Annotated in this window: 12 protein-coding genes; 7 read left to right on the top strand and 5 right to left on the bottom strand. The window is 70.2% G+C overall.

The annotated features are described in order from the left end of the window. Positions 1-66 precede the first annotated feature (66 nt). Positions 67-1,002, bottom strand: a complete 936-nt coding sequence (locus ACFWDI_RS29880) for a TetR/AcrR family transcriptional regulator C-terminal domain-containing protein (protein ID WP_385308701.1) — start codon at positions 1,000-1,002, stop codon at positions 67-69. 138 nt (positions 1,003-1,140) lie between these two features. On the opposite strand from ACFWDI_RS29880, the gene ACFWDI_RS29875 reads away from it, so the two are divergent. Continuing rightward, complete coding sequence (locus ACFWDI_RS29875; protein ID WP_385308699.1) at positions 1,141-2,664, top strand: MFS transporter; 1,524 nt, start codon at positions 1,141-1,143, stop codon at positions 2,662-2,664. A gap of 60 nt (positions 2,665-2,724) precedes the next feature. On the opposite strand, the gene ACFWDI_RS29870 is transcribed toward ACFWDI_RS29875, so the two are convergent. The 4 genes from ACFWDI_RS29870 to glgX form a co-directional block, all read right to left on the bottom strand. Continuing rightward, positions 2,725-3,747: an alcohol dehydrogenase gene (locus ACFWDI_RS29870; protein WP_385308697.1), complete on the bottom strand. Its 1,023-nt coding sequence runs from the start codon at positions 3,745-3,747 to the stop codon at positions 2,725-2,727. A gap of 152 nt (positions 3,748-3,899) precedes the next feature. Beyond that, on the bottom strand, positions 3,900-5,792 hold the full coding sequence (locus ACFWDI_RS29865; RefSeq protein ID WP_385308695.1) for an ABC transporter ATP-binding protein: 1,893 nt from the start codon (positions 5,790-5,792) through the stop codon (positions 3,900-3,902). Next, positions 5,789-7,636 carry an ABC transporter ATP-binding protein gene (locus ACFWDI_RS29860; protein WP_385308693.1) on the bottom strand — a complete coding sequence of 616 codons (1,848 nt, stop codon included), beginning with the start codon at positions 7,634-7,636 and terminating at the stop codon, positions 5,789-5,791. Before ACFWDI_RS29860 ends, ACFWDI_RS29865 begins: the two co-directional genes overlap by 4 nt. 69 nt (positions 7,637-7,705) lie before the next feature. Then, on the bottom strand, positions 7,706-9,982 hold the full coding sequence (gene glgX, locus ACFWDI_RS29855; protein WP_385308691.1) for a glycogen debranching protein GlgX: 2,277 nt from the start codon (positions 9,980-9,982) through the stop codon (positions 7,706-7,708). Positions 9,983-10,149: 167 nt separating this feature from the next. On the opposite strand from glgX, the gene ACFWDI_RS29850 reads away from it, so the two are divergent. The 6 genes from ACFWDI_RS29850 to ACFWDI_RS29825 all read left to right on the top strand — a co-directional run bounded on the left by ACFWDI_RS29850 (position 10,150) and on the right by ACFWDI_RS29825 (position 16,794). After that, a complete protein-coding gene (locus ACFWDI_RS29850) occupies positions 10,150-11,376 on the top strand; it encodes an Ig-like domain-containing protein (RefSeq protein ID WP_385308689.1) in 1,227 nt (408 codons plus the stop codon). A 185-nt stretch (positions 11,377-11,561) separates the two neighbouring features. Further along, complete coding sequence (locus tag ACFWDI_RS29845; protein ID WP_385308687.1) at positions 11,562-12,812, top strand: Ig-like domain-containing protein; 1,251 nt, start codon at positions 11,562-11,564, stop codon at positions 12,810-12,812. An 86-nt stretch (positions 12,813-12,898) separates the two neighbouring features. Further along, positions 12,899-13,669, top strand: coding sequence for an enoyl-CoA hydratase/isomerase family protein (locus ACFWDI_RS29840; RefSeq protein WP_385308685.1), 771 nt, complete (start codon positions 12,899-12,901; stop codon positions 13,667-13,669). A gap of 262 nt (positions 13,670-13,931) precedes the next feature. Beyond that, positions 13,932-14,435 (top strand): ATP-binding protein, encoded by a 504-nt coding sequence (locus tag ACFWDI_RS29835; RefSeq protein ID WP_385308683.1) that lies wholly within the window; start codon positions 13,932-13,934, stop codon positions 14,433-14,435. Between the two features lie 395 nt (positions 14,436-14,830). After that, complete coding sequence (locus ACFWDI_RS29830; RefSeq protein WP_385308681.1) at positions 14,831-15,607, top strand: polysaccharide deacetylase family protein; 777 nt, start codon at positions 14,831-14,833, stop codon at positions 15,605-15,607. Next, positions 15,607-16,794 carry a hypothetical protein gene (locus tag ACFWDI_RS29825; RefSeq protein ID WP_385308679.1) on the top strand — a complete coding sequence of 396 codons (1,188 nt, stop codon included), beginning with the start codon at positions 15,607-15,609 and terminating at the stop codon, positions 16,792-16,794. Before ACFWDI_RS29830 ends, ACFWDI_RS29825 begins: the two co-directional genes overlap by 1 nt. Positions 16,795-16,883 lie beyond the last annotated feature (89 nt).

Here is a 16,883-nt window from a genome sequence, read left to right as displayed (position 1 = left end):
GTCCCCTGTCAGGACCGCGTCAACAAGTTGGCCGGAAATCGTCCGCTGCGTGAATAGTCATGTTCGTTAAGCGGACGTTTCGTTGATCATCACCGCGATGCCGTCGAGCGTTCGGCGCAGCCCGAACTCGAAGAGCGTGTCGAGGTCCAGCTCGAACTCGTCCTGTATGAACAGAGTGTTGAGCAGCGGATAGTTCCCGGTCGCGGCGATCGCTTCGAAGTGTGGCTCGTTCCGTGCCATCCACTCGTCGTCCGACATTCCGGTGTCCTGCTCCGCCTGGGTCTCCAACTCCGCGGCCATGGCCAGCCCTTGGACGTACGCGAAGAGCGCGAGGTGGGTGTGGAACATCTGGAAGGGGGTCAGGCCGGTGCCGAGCAGGGCGCGCAGCACCCACTCGGTGTACTTCATCGCGTTCGGCGAGACGGTCGGCCGGGTGATGGAGGCCATCGCCTGCGCCATCCACGGGTGGCGGGCGTATACGGCGCGGAGCCAGCGAGCGGCGTGCTCGAGCGCCTCGCGCCAGTCGGCCGGAACCGGCCCCATCGGCTTTTCGCCGCAGACCGCGTCCGTCATCAGCCGGATCAGCTCGGCCTTGCCCGGCACATGCCGGTAGAGCGCCATGGTGGAGGTGGCGAGCGAGGTGGCGATCCGCCGCATGGAGAGCGCCGGCAGGCCCTCGGCGTCGGCGAGCGCGATCGCGGTGTGCACGATGCGTGCGCGGGTCAGCCCCGGCTCGACAGTTGCGCCGGCCGGGTGGGCCGAGGTGGGCGGCGGGTGCGCGGCGGCGGCCCGGGTGACCACGGTGCCGACGCCCGGCACGGGTCTGACGAGGCCCTCCTGACGCAGGGCGGCCAGGGCCTTCGTCGCGGTCGCCATCGCCACGCCCCACTCCTGGGTGATCGCGCGGGTGGACGGGACGCGGTCGCCGGGGGAGAGCTCGCCGGAGGCGATACGGCGACGCAGCTCGGTGGCGATCCTCAGATAGGGCGGTTCGGTCTGCATGGCGAGTGAGTGTACTAGTGCACAGCTGACGCCGTACGCCCTCATGACCTGTGTATTTACTGGACCGTCGGGTGAAGCGCACTAGAGTGCACCAGGGGGTTGTTTGCGGTGTACGCAGGTGGCTGCTTCGCTCCCCGTATGTCACCTGACGCACACACCGCGGGCCCGCGCGCCGGCCGCCGCGAATGGACCGCCTTCGGCGTCCTGATGCTGCCCCTCCTTCTGGTCTCCATGGATGTCTCCATCCTCTACTTCGCGATCCCTTCCATCAGCGAGGACCTGCGGCCCGGCGCCACGCAACAGCTGTGGATACTCGACATGTACAGCTTCGTCCTCGCCGGGCTCCTCATCACCATGGGCGCGTTGGGCGACCGCGTCGGCCGGCGCCGGCTGCTCCTCGCGGGCGCGGGACTCTTCGGCGCCGCCTCGGCGGCCGCGGCGTACGCGCAGAGCCCCGGTGCCCTGATCGGCGCCCGCGCGCTGCTCGGCGTCGGCGGCGCGTGCCTGATGCCGTCCACACTCGCGCTCATCCGCAACCTCTTCAGGGATGCCAAGCAGCGCTCCACCGCGGTCACCCTGTGGACGCTGGTCATGGCCACCGGCATCTCCTTCGGCCCTGTCGTCAGCGGCGCGCTGCTCGAACACTTCTGGTGGGGCTCGGTCTTCCTGATCAACCTGCCCGCGATGGCACTGCTGCTCGTGCTCGCGCCGCTGCTGCTGCCCGAGTTCAGGACCGAGGCGCGCGGGAAGTTCGACGTACTGAGCGCGTTCCTCTCGCTCGCGGCGCTGCTTCCGGTGATCCATGGCATCAAGGAGCTGGCCAAGCACGGCTACGAGACCCTGCCCGCTCTCGGCATCACGGCCGGCCTCGCGATCGGCGTGCTCTTCGTACGCCGTCAGGGCCGGCTGCCGCATCCGATGGTGGACCTGGCGCTCGTCCGCCGCCCGGCGTACGGGGGTTCGGTGCTGGTGAACCTCCTCGCGATGGCCGCGACCGTCGGCTTCGCGGTCTTCATCACCCAGTACCTCCAGGCGGTGCTGGGCAAGAGCCCCTTCGAGGCGGCACTGTGGAGCCTGGTCCCGGCGGTGGGTGTGATGCTCGCGGCGCCGACGGGCGCGGTACTTGCGCGGCGCATCGACCGTTCGTATGTGATGGGCGGCGGGTTCCTGGTCTCCGCGGCGGGCTTCGCGTGGCTGACCCAGGTGCGTACGGACTCGGCGCTCGGATGGGTCCTGGTGGCGTGCTCGGTCTATGCGGCGGGCCTGGTCACCGCGATGACCCTCGCGAACGAACTGGCCCTGGGCGCGGCCCCGCCCGAGCGCGCGGGTGCGGCGGCGGCGGTCCTGGAATCGGGCCAGGAGCTGGGTGGCGCGCTGGGCATGGCGATCCTGGGCTCGATCGGCGCGGCGGTGTACGGCCACGACATGACGGGTGCGGCGGGCGCGGGGCGGGAGACGCTGGGCGGCGCGACGGCGGTGGCGGGGCACCTGCCGGCGGATGCGGCGGAGAGCCTGCTGGTGGCGGCACGGGAGGCGTTCACGCACGGGATGGGTTACGCGGCGGCGGGGGCGGGGGTGCTGATGGGGTGCGCGGCGGCGGCGTCGTTCGCACTGCTGCGGGACGCGCGGGAGGAACGTGCGGTGGAGGTCCTGGTGGGGTGAAGGGTCCGTCCCCCTGCCCGGACGGGTCAGGACCCCCTCGTGGCCCGCGGAGCGGGTGGGTCAGCGGGTGGTGAGCACCATCCGGAAGCGGGCGGCGCCGGACATCATCCTCTGGTACGCCGCATCGGCCTGGTCCAGCGGCACGATCTCGGTCATCGGGCGGATCCCGTGCAGGGCGCTGAACGCCATGGTGTCCTGCACGTCCTGCGCGGTGCCGGCCGGGTGGCCGCGGATGATCTTGCCGCTCATGAGGAGCTGGTTCGGGCTGATTCCCAGCGGCTCGGCATCCGCGCCGATGACCACCAGCTCGCCGCGGGGGCGGAGCCCTTCCACGGTTGCCGTGATGGCGTCGGAGTTGGCGGCGGTGGCCAGGACCACCTTGGCGCCGCCGAGGGACTGCAGCGCGTCCGCGACGCTGGTGTCCGCCGTGCTGTCGATGTAGTGGTGCGCGCCGAGCTGCTTGGCGAAGTCGGCCTTGGCGGCTCCGCGGGCGATGGCCACGGTCTCGAAGCCCATCGCGGCGGCGTACTTCACCCCCAGATGGCCGAGGCCGCCGATGCCCAGTACGGCGACCAGGTCGCCCGGCCGGGCGGAGCTGCGCCGCAGCCCGTTGTACGTGGTCACCCCCGCGCAGGCCAGGGGCGCCGCATCGGTCTCCGCCAGCGCGTCGGGGATCCGGGCCAGGGCGTCCTGCGGTGCGATCACCTTTTCGGCGAAACCCCCGTCGTACGCCCATCCGGGGACCTTCAGGTTCTCGCACACCATGAAGTCGCCCTGTCTGCAGGGCGTGCAGTGGCCGCAGCTGCCGCCGAACCAGCCCACCGCCACCCGGTCGCCCACCTTCCAGCCGCTGTATGTTCCCTCGCCGAGCTCCTCGATGTGCCCGGCGATCTCATGCCCGGCGACCAGCGGAAACCGGACGCCCGGCAGCAGGGCGTTCACGAAAACGGCGTCGCTGTGGCAGATCCCGCAGGCCTCCACGGCAATCCGTACGTGGCCGGGACCCGGCTGCGGTACCTCACGCTCGACGATCTCCAACGGACCGCCGACGGCGCCGACCTGCGCGACTCGATACGTGCTCATCTGGATCTCTCCCGGGTACGGGTAGGAAAACCCCCGAACCAGCAGACCAGCTCCGGACCGATCGCGCGCGCCGAATGGAGCCGGCGAGCCCCGTCGTCATCAGCCGCCGGATACACGCCCGCACGCGCCGGCGCCGAGGACGCACCGCAACCTCACCCCACCACGCTGTCCCGCCACGCCCGGTGCAGGCCCGCGAAGCGGCCCTCCCCGGCGATCAGCCGGCCCGGCGCGCCGTCCTCCACGATGCGGCCGTGCTCCATCACGAGCACCCGGTCCGCGATGTCCACCGTCGACAGGCGGTGCGCGATCACGACCGCCGTGCGCCCGTGCAGCACCGTGTCCATCGCGCGCTGCACCGCCCGTTCGCCCGGGATGTCGAGCGAGCTCGTCGCCTCGTCGAGGATCAGTACCGCCGGGTCGGCGAGCAGCGCGCGGGCGAAGGCCACCAGTTGTCGCTGGCCGGCGGAGATCCGGCCGCCCCGTTTGCGTACGTCCGTGTCGTAGCCGTCCGGCAGGCCGCTGATGAAGTCGTGCGCGCCGATCGCCTTCGCCGCCCGCTCGATCTCCTCGCGGGACGCGTCCGGCCGCCCGATCGCGATGTTCTCCGCGACCGTCCCGGAGAACAGGAACGCCTCCTGGGTCACCATCACCACGCCGCGCCGCAGCTCCGGCGTCGCCAGTTCGCGCAGCTCGACGCCGTCGAGGAGGACCCTGCCCTCCGTAGGGTCGTAGAAGCGGGCCAGCAGCTTGGCGAGCGTGGACTTGCCCGCGCCGGTCGAGCCGACGACGGCGACGGTCTGGCCGGCCGGGATCGTCAGATCGAAGCGGGGCAGCACCTCGCCGCCGGTGCGGTAGGCGAAGCGGACGCCGTCGAAGACGACCTCGCGGCCCGGGTGGCCGGAGCGGCGGGCCGGCAGTTCCTTCGGGTCCTGTGCCTCCGGGACGGACGGGGTCTGGGCCAGCAGGCCCGCGATCTTCTCGAGTGAAGCCGCCGCGGACTGGTAGGAGTTGAGGAACATTCCGAGCCGGTCGATCGGGTCGTACAGACGCCGCAGATAGAGGACGGCGGCGGCCAGCACACCGAGCGCCAGCGTGCCGTCCGCGACCCGGTACGCGCCCCACAGCACGATGCCGGCGACAGCGGCGTTGGCGACGAGCCGGGAGCCGACGACGTAGCGCGCCATCTCCAGCAGCGCGTCGCCGTTGGTGCGCTCATGGCGGTGGTTGAGGGCCTGGAACTCCGCGTCGTTGGCGCGCTCGCGGCGGAAGGCGCGCACCGGCCGGATGCCGTTCATCGTCTCCGCGAACTTGACGATGACGGCGGCGATCGCCGTGGACCGGATGCTGTAGACGGTTTTGGCGCGGTGCTGGTAGAGCCGTACGAGCAGATAGAGCGGGGCGAACGAGAGCACCGCGAGCCCGCCGAGTCCGAGGTCGAGCCAGAGCAGCATCGCCGAGATGTAGACGAAGGCGAGGACGACCGTGATCAGTTCCTGGAGGCCTTCGCTGAGCAGCTCCCGCAAGGACTCGACATCGGTGGTCGACCGGGAGATCAGCCGGCCCGAGGTGTACCGCTCGTGGAAGTCGACGCTCAGGGCCTGCGCGTGGCGGAAGATCCGGCCGCGCAGATCGAGGAGCACGTCCTGGTTGACGCGGGCGGCCGCGCGGATGAAGGAGTACTGCAGGACACCGGCGCCGAACGCGCACAGGGCGTACCCGACGGCGACGGCGATCAGCGGCCCGTAGTCGTGCGCGCGGAAGGCCGGTACGCCGCGGTCGATGGCGTACGCGACGAGGAGCGGACCGGCCTGGACGGCGGCCTGCTGGAGCAGCAGGAGCAGCGCGGCGGTGGTGACGAACCGGCGCCGGGGTGCGAGCAGCGACCGCAACAGGGTGCCGGTCGCGCCCTGCGGCGCGGGCAGCGCATCCCGGTCGAACGGGTCGTCCCTGACCGGCGCCGGCTCAGGTACGGGCGGCGTCGCGCCGCCCGTACGGTCGTCCTCGCCGTCGGCGTACGGCTCGGTGGTCGTCGATGACGACGTCATCGGGCACCCTCCTCGGCGTCGGTCTCCTGGGCATCCGCGCCGGACATCAGCCAGGCGTACTCCCCATTCGTACGCAGCAGTTCCTGGTGAGTGCCGACCGCCGCGATCCGCCCGCCCGACAGCAGCGCCACCCGGTCCGCCAGCATCACCGTCGACGGGCGGTGCGCCACCACCAGCGCCGTCGTGTCCTCCAGCACCCTGCGCAGTGCCGCCTCCACCAGCGCCTCCGTATGCACATCCAGCGCCGACAGCGGGTCGTCGAGCACCAGGAAGCGCGGCTGCCCGACGACCGCCCTGGCCAGGGCCAGGCGCTGTCGCTGTCCGCCGGAGAGGCTGAGGCCCTGCTCGCCGACCTGAGTGTCGGCGCCGTGCGGCAGCGACTGCACGAACCCCGCCTGCGCGATGTCCAGGGCCCGGCCCAGCTCCTCGCCGCCCGCGCCCTCCGCGCCCATCAGTACGTTCTCGCCGACGCTCGCCGAGAACAGCGTCGGTTCCTCGAAAGCCACGGACACCAGCTCGCGCAACCGCTCCCGAGGCATGGCCGCGATGTCCTCCCCGTCCAGCGTGATCCGGCCGGCGGTCAGCTCGTGCAGTCGCGGTACGAGCGCGGTGAGCGTGGTCTTACCGGAGCCGGTTCCGCCGACCAGGGCCATGGTCTCGCCGGGCCGTACCCGCAGATCGATGCGGGCGAGCACGGGCGCGGCGCCGTCGGACGCGTCCGGGTAGCGGAACTCGACGCCCTCGAACCGGAGCCCGTCGGCGCTGCCGGCACCGGACTCGTGCGCGGCCCCGGGCTCGTGCGAACTCCGGGACGCGTCCCAACCCGTGGACTCGTGCGAACCCGTGGTCGACTCCTCCGCCGCGTCCATCACCTCGAAGTACCGCTCCGTCGCCGTCGCCGCCTCCTGGCTCATCGCCAGCAGAAAGCCGATCGACTCCACCGGCCAGCGCAGCGCCAGCGCCGTCGACAGGAACGCGACCAGCGTGCCCGCCGACAGCGCGCCGTCGGCGACCTGGATCGTGCCCAGCACCAGCGCCGCGCCGATCGTCACCTCCGGGATGGTCGTGATCAGCGCCCAGATCCCGGCCAGCAGCCGCGCCTTGCCCAGCTCCGTACCCCGCAACCGCTCCGAAAGCCCCCGGAAGGCGCGGGCCTGGCTGCGGTGGCGGCCGAAGCCCTTGATGATGCGGATGCCGAGCACGCTCTCCTCGACGACCGTCGTCAGATCGCCGACCTGGTCCTGCGCCTGCCGCGCGACGATCGCGTACCGCGACTCGAAGACGGAGCAGAGAATCACCAGCGGCGCGATGGGCGCGAGGAGTACGAGCCCCAGCGTCCACTGCTGGCCCAGCAGAATCACATAGCCGACCAGGATGGTCGTCGCGTTGACCAGCAGGAAGGTCAGCGGAAAGGCCAGGAACATCCGCAGCAGCATCAGATCCGTCGTGCCGCGCGAGAGTAACTGCCCAGACGCCCACCGGTCGTGGAAGGCCACCGGCAGCCGCTGCAGATGCCGGTAGAGATCGGCCCGCATGGCCGCCTCCACGCCGGCCAGCGGCCGGGCCACCAGCCACCGCCGGAAACCGAAGAGCAGCGCCTCGGCGACGCCCAGCAGCAACAGCACCAGCGCACCGAGCCAGACCCCGCCGGGGTCCCGGTCGGCGACCGGGCCGTCCACCATCCACTTCAGGACGAGCGGGATGACCAGGCCGAGACACGAGGCCACGACGGCTACAAATGCCGCGCTGAAAAGGCGCGTTCGGACGGTGCGTACGTACGGCCACAGCCGCAGCAGCGTACGCACGGCGGACCGGTCCCTGGTGGCTGCATGTTTTTCCGACATCAGCGGCGAGCCTACGGTTCACCACTGACATCACTCATCCGATTTTGCCGCCACCGTGCTACGTCGCCGTCACGTCCTGACGCGCAGCAGCAGCACCGACCGCGCCGGCACGGTCACCGTCTCCCCGCCGAGATGCACCGTGCCGGGCGCCGCCTCCTGGTCCTCCCGCGAGGTGTCGACCACCAGCTCGTACGCCTGCGCCCAGGGCGGGCCCGGCAGGTGGAAGTTCGTCGGGCGGTCCGCCGCGTGCAGCACCATCAGAAAGCTGTCGTCCGTCACCTCCGCTCCACGCGCGTCACGTCCCGGGATGTCGCGCCCGGAGAGATAGAGCGCCAGCGTCGACGCCGGGGCGTACCAGTCCCGCTCCGTCATCTCCGCGCCGTGCGGCGTGAACCAGGCGAGATCCCGCAGTCCGTCCGCCGCCCGCGCGCGGCCCGAGAAGAAGGCGCGGCGGCGCAGCACCGGATGCGTGTGGCGCAGGGCGAGCAGCCGGGTCGTCAGCTCCAGCAGTCCGCGCGGGCCCGGCTGCTCGCGGAGTGACCAGTCCACCCAGCTGACCTCGTTGTCCTGGCAGTACGCGTTGTTGCTGCCGCCCTGCGTACGGCCCATCTCGTCGCCCGCGACCAGCATCGGCACGCCCGTCGACACCAGCAGCGTCGTCAGCAGATTGCGCAGCTGCCGCCGGCGCAGCGCGTTGATCCGCGCATCGTCGGTCTCGCCCTCCGCGCCGCAGTTCCAGGACCGGTTGTCGTTCGTGCCGTCGCGGTTGCCCTCGCCATTGGCCTCGTTGTGCTTCTGCTCGTAACTGACCAGGTCGCGCAGGGTGAACCCGTCGTGCGCGGTGACGAAGTTGATCGAGGCGTACGGCCGCCGGCCGCCCCAGGCGTACAGATCGCTGGAGCCCGAGAGCCGGTATCCGAGGTCCCGTACATCGGGCAGCGCGCCGCGCCAGAAGTCCCGTACGGCATCGCGGTAGCGGTCGTTCCACTCCGTCCACAGCGGCGGGAACGCCCCCACCTGGTAGCCGCCGTTGCCCACGTCCCACGGCTCGGCGATCAGCTTTACCCGCCGCAGCACCGGATCCTGCGCGATCACCGCGAGGAACGGGGAGAGCATGTCGACATCGTGCATGGAGCGCGCAAGTGCCGCCGCCAGGTCGAAGCGGAAGCCGTCGACCCCCATTTCGGTCACCCAGTAGCGCAGCGAATCGGTGATCAGCCGCAGCACATGGGGCTGCACCACATGCAGCGTGTTGCCGCACCCGGTGTAGTCCGCGTAGGTCCGGGCGTCCGACTGCAGCCGGTAGTAGCCGCGGTTGTCGATCCCGCGCAGCGACAGCGTCGGACCCAGCTCACCCGCCTCCGCCGTGTGGTTGTAGACGACATCGAGGATGACCTCGATCCCGGCGTCGTGCAGCGCCCGCACCATCCGCTTGAACTCGCCGACCTGCTGACCGGTCGTCCCGCTCGCCGAGTACGCGGCGTGCGGCGCGAAGTAGCCGATGGAGTTGTAGCCCCAGTAGTTGCGCAGCCCGCGCCGCAGCAGATGGTCCTCGTGCGCGTACTGATGCACCGGCAGCAGTTCGACCGCCGTCACCCCGAGCCGCAGCAGATGCTCGATCGCCGCCGGATGCGCGAGACCCGCGTATGTGCCCCGCAGTTCCTCGGGAATGCCCGGATGCAGCTTGGTGAACCCGCGCACATGCAGCTCGTAGATGACCGAGTCCGCCCACGGCGTCTTGGGCCTGCGGTCGTCCATCCACTCGTCGTCGGGGGCGTCATCGTGGACGACGACACCCTTCGGCACGTACGGCGCCGAGTCCCGGTCGTCCCGCACGGTGTCCGCGACATGCTGCTGAGGCCAGTCGCGCACATGCCCGTACACCTCGGCGGGCAGTTCGAACTCGCCGTCCACCGCGCGTGCGTACGGATCGAGCAGCAGCTTCGCCGGATTCCAGCGCGCTCCCGTCCACGGGTCCCAGCGGCCGTGCACCCGGAATCCGTACCGCTGCCCCGGCCGGACCTCGGGCACGAAGCCGTGCCAGATCTCATGGGTCAGTTCGGTCAGCGGCAGCCGTGTCTCGGTGACCGAACCGCCCTCGTCGCCGAACAGGCACAGCTCCACCGACTCCGCCCCGCCCGCCCAGAGTGCGAAGTTCGTACCCGCGACCCCGTCGGGTCCGACCCGGAAACGCGCCCCGAGCGGCGTCGGCGCCCCCGGCCATACGGCCGGCCTGCGGGCGCCCGTTTCTCTGTGGCGGCCGTTGACACCGACTGCCGGGAGTGGGCCGGGAGTTTCGCCCCGCACCCCCTCCTGCACTGTCTCCTGCTCGGCTGCGCTCGACACCTGCCGGCCTCCCGCGGCTCGTCGGGCCCCGCGCACGTACTGCTCACGGCGTCCCGGCCGCGGCACCCCACGCGTGGTCCTCCCACCTGTTCTGCCCGCACTGCTCTCATACCAACATGGCCCCGCGCTCACGTTTCCCCTGGAGGGGGGCGGTCGTTGGTCGGTACGTGAGACATGTACTGAAGCGGGCAGGACGGGGCGCGGCCGTCGTCCTGACATGGGCAGGACTGATGGCCGGGCTGGCCGGATGCACCGGCGGGGCGCTCGAGGTCGGCAACAAGCCTCAGTCGCCCGAGGACGCGATCCAGGTCATCCCCGAGGACGGCGCGAAGGGGGTCGGCCGTGAGGGCCCGCTCATGGTGAAGCTGCCCAGCGGGCGGCTCGAGCGGGTCAAGGTGATGCAGGTGGAGGACGGCCGGCCGGCCGAGGTCCCCGGCGCGGTCTCCGAGGACGGGCTGCGCTGGATGCCGGCCGAGGGCACGCACCTCGATCTGGCCGCCAAGTACAGCGTCGACGTGGTGGCGCTGGACGGACACGGCCACCGTCAGGCCCGCCACACCACCTTCACCACACAGATTCCCGAGCGCCGTTTCATCGGCTACTTCAAACCGGAGAACCGCTCGACCGTCGGCACCGGCATGATCGTCTCCTTCGACTTCAACCGGGAGATCGAGGACCGGGCGGCCGTCGAGCGTGCCATCCGCGTCACCTCCGATCCGCCCGTCGAGGTGGTGGGCCACTGGTTCGGCAAGGAGCGACTCGACTTCCGTCCGAGCGTGTACTGGCAGCCGGGCACCAAGGTCAGGGTCGATGTGCGGCTGCGCGATGTCCAGGCGGCGCCGGGGGTGTACGGCATCCAGCAGAAGACTGTCGCCTTCACCGTCGGCCGCTCACAGGTCTCCCTGGTCGACGCGGCGGCGCACACCATGGAGGTACGGCGCAACGGCGGGATCCTGGCGAAGCTGCCGATCACGGCGGGGGCGCCCAAGGCGACCACGTACAACGGAAAGATGGTGGTCGCGGAGATGTACGACGTGACCAGGATGAACGGTGCGACGGTCGGCTTCAAGAAGAAGGACGGCAAGGGCGAGTACGACATCAAGGATGTGCCGCACGCGATGCGGCTGACCGACTCGGGCACTTTCATCCACGGCAATTACTGGGCCGCGCCGGAGACCTTCGGTTCGGCGAACGTCTCCCACGGCTGCGTCGGGCTGCGCGACGAGAAGGGCGGCAGCTCGGACGCACCGGCGGGCTGGTTCTTCGACCGGTCGCTCATCGGCGATGTGGTCGAGGTCGTCAACTCACGTGACAAGCGGGTCGACCCCGCCAACGGTCTCAGCGGCTGGAACCTGGACTGGAAGGCATGGCAGGAGGGTTCCGCGCTGCGTTGACCCTCGCTGACCTGCAAGGCCCGCACCGTCTCAGGTGAGCCCGGCGGACAAGTTGGGACTGAACGGTGACATTCGTGGGGAGATTCAACTACCCACGGTGTGATTATCTATCGCCGTGCGTGCGTGAGGCGCGCGGGGGTGCGGGCCGTGGCTGCGACCAGGCCGTGCGAGGGGAGAAGACCATTTTGAACGGGCAGCCGATATCGGGGGCATCGGCCGGGGCGGTAGGCGGAAGCAGGCGTGGGGTCGCCGTTCTGCCGGCTCTGGTGCTGGGGGCGTTGCTGGTGCTGGTCACGGCCTGCGGTGGCGGGGGCTCCGACAAGGGCAGTGACGACAAGGACAAGAAGGACGGCGGGAAGGTCGGGAACGCGGCCTCCCAGGCGGTGGTGACCATCGCGCCCAAGGACGGCGCCCGGTCGGTCGCCACCAGCGGCGCACTCAAGGTCACCGCGGACAAGGGCAAGCTGACCACGGTCACGGTCCAGGACGACAAGGGCTCCGCGGTCGAGGGCAAGCTCGCCGCGGACGGCGCCAGTTGGCAGCCGCTGCAGCATCTGGCGGGCTCCACCAAGTACAAGGTGCACGCCGTCGCCAAGGACACGGACGGCCGTGAGTCGGCGAAGGACACCACCTTCACCACGCTCGTCCCGAAGAACACCTTCCTCGGGCAGTACACGCCGGAGGACGGTGCGACGGTCGGCGTCGGCATGCCGGTCTCGATCCATTTCACCCGGGGCATCACCGATCCGGAGTCCGTCGAGAAGGCCATCACGGTGACCGCGGAGCCGGCCGTGCCGGTCGAGGGCCACTGGTTCGGCAACGACCGCCTCGACTTCCGCCCGGAGAAGTACTGGGCCGCCGGCACCAAGGTGACGGTGAAGCTGAACCTGGACGGCGTCGAGGGCCGTCCCGGCGTGTACGGCAAGCAGTCCAAGACGGTGAAGTTCACCATCGGCCGCAGCCAGATCTCCACCGTGGACGCCAGTGAGCACACCATGAAGGTCGTACGGGACGGCAAGCAGATCAAGTCCATCCCGATCACCGCCGGCGCGCCGTCGACCACGACGTACAACGGCCAGATGGTCATCAGCGAGAAGTACAAGGTGACCCGGATGAACGGCGCCACCGTGGGCTTCGGCGGCGAGTACGACATCAAGGACGTGCCGCACGCGATGCGCCTGTCCGACTCGGGCACCTTCATCCACGGCAACTACTGGGCCTCGTCCGGGACGTTCGGCTCGTCGAACGTCAGCCACGGCTGTGTGGGTCTGCGCGACGTCCGCGGGGCGTACGACGAGGGCACCCCGGCGGCCTGGCTCTACGACCGGTCGATCATCGGCGACGTGGTGATCGTGAAGAACTCCAAGGACCGCCAGATCGCTCCGGAGAACGGTCTGAACGGCTGGAACATGTCCTGGGCGGAGTGGACCAAGTAGTACGTCCCCCTTCCGGAAACGCCGGACCCGGTGCTGTGAGCAACAGCACCGGGTCCGTTGTCGTTAGCGCCGGTTAACCTGCCTCCATGACGACTGTTGCACTCGAGGTCTCCGAAGGCGTCGGCACCATCCGACTGGACCGCCCGCCGATGAACGCCCTGGACATCGCCATCCAGGACCGGCTGCGCGAGCTCGCCGAGGAGGCGGCCCGCCGTGACGACGTACGGGCCGTGATCCTGTACGGCGGCGAGAAGGTGTTCGCAGCCGGCGCGGACATCAAGGAGATGCAGGCGATGGACCACGCGGCGATGGTCGTACGGTCCCGGGCCCTGCAGGACTCCTTCACCGCCGTCGCCCGTATCCCCAAGCCCGTCGTCGCCGCCGTCACCGGCTACGCGCTCGGCGGCGGCTGCGAGCTGGCCCTCTGCGCCGACTTCCGGATCGCCGCCGACAACGCCAAGCTCGGCCAGCCCGAGATCCTGCTCGGCCTGATCCCGGGCGCCGGCGGCACCCAGCGGCTCTCGCGGCTGATCGGCCCGTCCAAAGCCAAGGACCTGATCTTCACCGGCCGTATGGTCAAGGCCGACGAGGCACGCGCGCTCGGTCTCGTCGACCGCGTCGTCCCCGCAGCCGAGGTGTACGAGCAGGCCCGCGCCTGGGCCGCGCAGCTCGCGAAGGGACCGGCTCTGGCACTGCGTGCCGCCAAGGAGTCCATCGACGTGGGCCTGGAGACGGACATCGAGACGGGCCTCGCCATTGAACGCAACTGGTTCGCGGGCCTGTTCGCGACGGAGGACCGCGAGCGCGGAATGCGCAGCTTCGTGGAGGAGGGTCCGGGCAAGGCCAAGTTCCTCTGAAACCGGGCAAGTTGGACACGTCGGCGCTGGGCGTCAACCCTGTGGCCGGCTTAGCCGAGTCTTAAAGGAGCCTTAAGGCTGAGCAGTCCGTTGCGCTGGGCGATCATCCGTAAGCAAGGCGTCAGGGCAGCTCAGCGCGTGCATGAGTGCCCAAATGGGGCCGGCGTCATATGCCATTGGGTCCCCAGGGGGCGGTTTTCTCGGGGGGTCCTATTCCCCTGGAACGCCCCCGGAAGCCGCTCATTGCGGCCATGATGGGGGCATGGCGGGCCTGGAGGGTGTGGAGCAACCGCGGCAGCGCGGCAGCGCTTCCGTCGGGCGGTGGGTGCCGGCCGTCGAGGATGAACTGGCGCTCAAGGCGCTGGAGTTGTTCGGTAACCCGACGGACGAGGAAGTCCGACTGCCCTCCCGCCCCGAATCCGCCGCCACCGCACGCCGGTTGACCCAGTGTGTGGTGCTGCGCCAGTGGGCGCTCTCCGCGCAGATCGCCGAGCATGCGGTGTTACTCGTCTCGGAACTCGTCGGCAATGCCGTACGCCATACCGGCGCGCGCGTCTTCGGGCTGCGGATGCTGCGCCGCCGCGGCTGGATCAGGATCGAGGTCCATGATCCCTCCCGCGGGCTGCCCTGTCTGATGCCGGTCCAGGAGATGGACACCAGCGGCCGCGGCCTCTTTCTCGTGGACAAGCTCGCCGACCGGTGGGGCGTGGATCTGCTGCCCCGCGGCAAGACCACCTGGTTCGAGATGCGGGTCTCCGACCGCTGAGCAGCCTGAGAGCAAGGGGTTGAACAACGGACCGGGAAACACGGAAGCCCCCTGAGCGGGGGCTTCCATGGAGCGCCGTGGACGGGGGGGTGTATCCACGGTCGCTTTCAACGACCTGGCCCGGGTCAATGGGGGTCGTGTCACCGACTATGGCAGACGGGGGCCGTGCCACCAAAAGTCCTTACCCGGATGCAAGCCTGCAAATCATGACATATTGGAATGGAATCACAGGTGAGGTGAGCCACCCGCCTGGCAATCGCTGAATAGATATCGATCTCGGCGAGTGATTCATTGATCCACTCGCCCTGGAGTGGGCCTCCGCGGTCGCGACCCGCAAACGTTCTGAATTTGGACAATCGTTATCTTCCGGGCGGTCCGCGCCTACTGTGCTTCCCGTGACCTCGATCGACCGCCGCAGGGCACTGCGCGCAGGAGTGGGTGCGGCCGTCGCGGGTGCCCTCGCCACGAGCTGCACCGACGACGGTCCCGCTCCGCCGCCCGCGCTGCCCGCCGCCCCCACCCCACCGTCCCGGGGTTCCCGTCCCGCCCCCGCTCCCCGCCGCTTCCCCGGACAGCCCGTCCGGATCGCGCACGGCCCCCGCGATCGGGGCCGGGTGGCCCTCACCTTCCACGGTCAGGGGGATCCGGCCGTCGCCAAGGCCCTGCTCGCCGAGGCCGAACGGGCCGGCGCCCGTATCACCGTCCTGGCCGTCGGCAGCTGGCTCGACGAGTATCCGGAGCTCGCCCGCCGGATCCTCGACGGCGGCCACGACCTCGGCAATCACACCCAACGCCATCTGGGCATCTCGGAGATGTCCGAGACGCAGGCGTACGCCGAGATCACCGGCTGTGCCGAACGGCTGCGCCGGCTCACCGGCTCCATCGGCACCTGGTTCCGCCCCTCCCGCACACGCGACGCGACCCCCCTTGTCGCCACACTCGCCCACCGGGCCGGCTACCCGCACGTCCTCTCCTACGACGTCGACTCCCTCGACTACACCAAGCCCGGTGCCACAGCCGTCACCCGCAATGTCACGGGGCGGATCCAGCGCGGATCGGTGGTGAGCCTGCACTTGGGCGTTCCGGACACGGTGGCCGCACTGCCCGCCCTCCTCGACGACCTCAACCGCCGCGGCCTGCGCGCGGTGACCACCACGGAGCTGCTGATCTGATGCACCCGATGACTCCCCTCGCCAAGCGGACCGCCGCGCTGCTCGCGGGCGCCCTGCTCGCCCTCCTCGCGGGCTGCAGCTCACCCGCCGACCGGACGGAGGCGCTCGCCACCAAGGCCGCCGCGCCGCCCGACAAGCGCGGGCATGTCACCCCGGCCTGGCTGCGCGGCATGCCGCCCGTGCTGGACCCGCACGACATCTACTCGGCGGACCGCCCGGGCCGGCTCTCGCCGGCGGTCAAGGGCTTCCCGTCCCGGGTGTACGTCCCCAACACCAACTCCAACACCGTCTCGGTCATCGACCCCACGACGTACAAGGTCATCGAGACGATCCCGGTCGGCGTCCAGCCGCAGCACGTCGTCCCCTCCTGGGACCTGAAGACGCTCTGGGTCAACAACAACCGCGGCCATACGCTCACCCCGATCAACCCGGTCACCGGCACCGCGGGCAAGCCGGTCGACGTGCACGACCCGTACAACCTCTACTTCACGCCCAACGGCAAGTACGCGATCGTCATGGCCTCGATGGACCGCGAGCTCGTCTTCCGCGACGCGCACACCATGAACCGGATCAAGTCCACCCCGGTCGCCTGCTACGGCGTCAACCACGCGGACTTCTCCGCCGACGGCCGGTACTTCATCGTCTCCTGCGAGTTTTCCGGGGAGCTGCTGAAGGTCGACACGGAGAAGATGAAGGTCGTCGGCCGGCAGAAGCTGCCCTTCAACGGTGCGATGCCGCAGGACGTGAAGCTCTCGCCGGACGGCAAGACCTTCTATGTCGCCGACATGATGGCGCACGGCGTATGGGTGCTCGACGGCGAGAATTTCACCACGCCCGCACTGCTGCCCACCGGCAAGGGCTGCCACGGCCTCTACATCAGCCGTGACTCCAAGGAGATGTACATCTCCAACCGCGGCGAGGGCTCCATCTCCGTCTTCGACTTCGCGCAGAACAGGCTGACCAAGAAGTGGAAGCTGCCGGACGGCGGCAGCCCCGACATGGGCGGCGTCTCGGCGGACGGCAAGGTGCTGTGGCTGTCCGGGCGTTACGACTCCGAGGTGTACGCCGTCGACACCAGGACCGGTAAGCAGCTGGCCCGTATCCCGGTGGGCAGCGGTCCGCACGGGCTGGCGGTCTATCCGCAGCCCGGGCGCTACTCACTGGGCCACACGGGCGTCTTCCGCTAGGCAGCGTGGGGGGGGGGGGGGCCCGCCCCCCCCCCCCCGACCCCCCGCGGGCGGGGGACCCGCGCCGCCGGCGCGCGGGGTGGACACAC

This window comes from Streptomyces sp. NPDC060064 (genome assembly GCF_042736455.1).
GTDB lineage: Bacteria > Actinomycetota > Actinomycetes > Streptomycetales > Streptomycetaceae > Streptomyces.
This window is presented reverse-complemented; position numbering and strand designations above follow the sequence as displayed.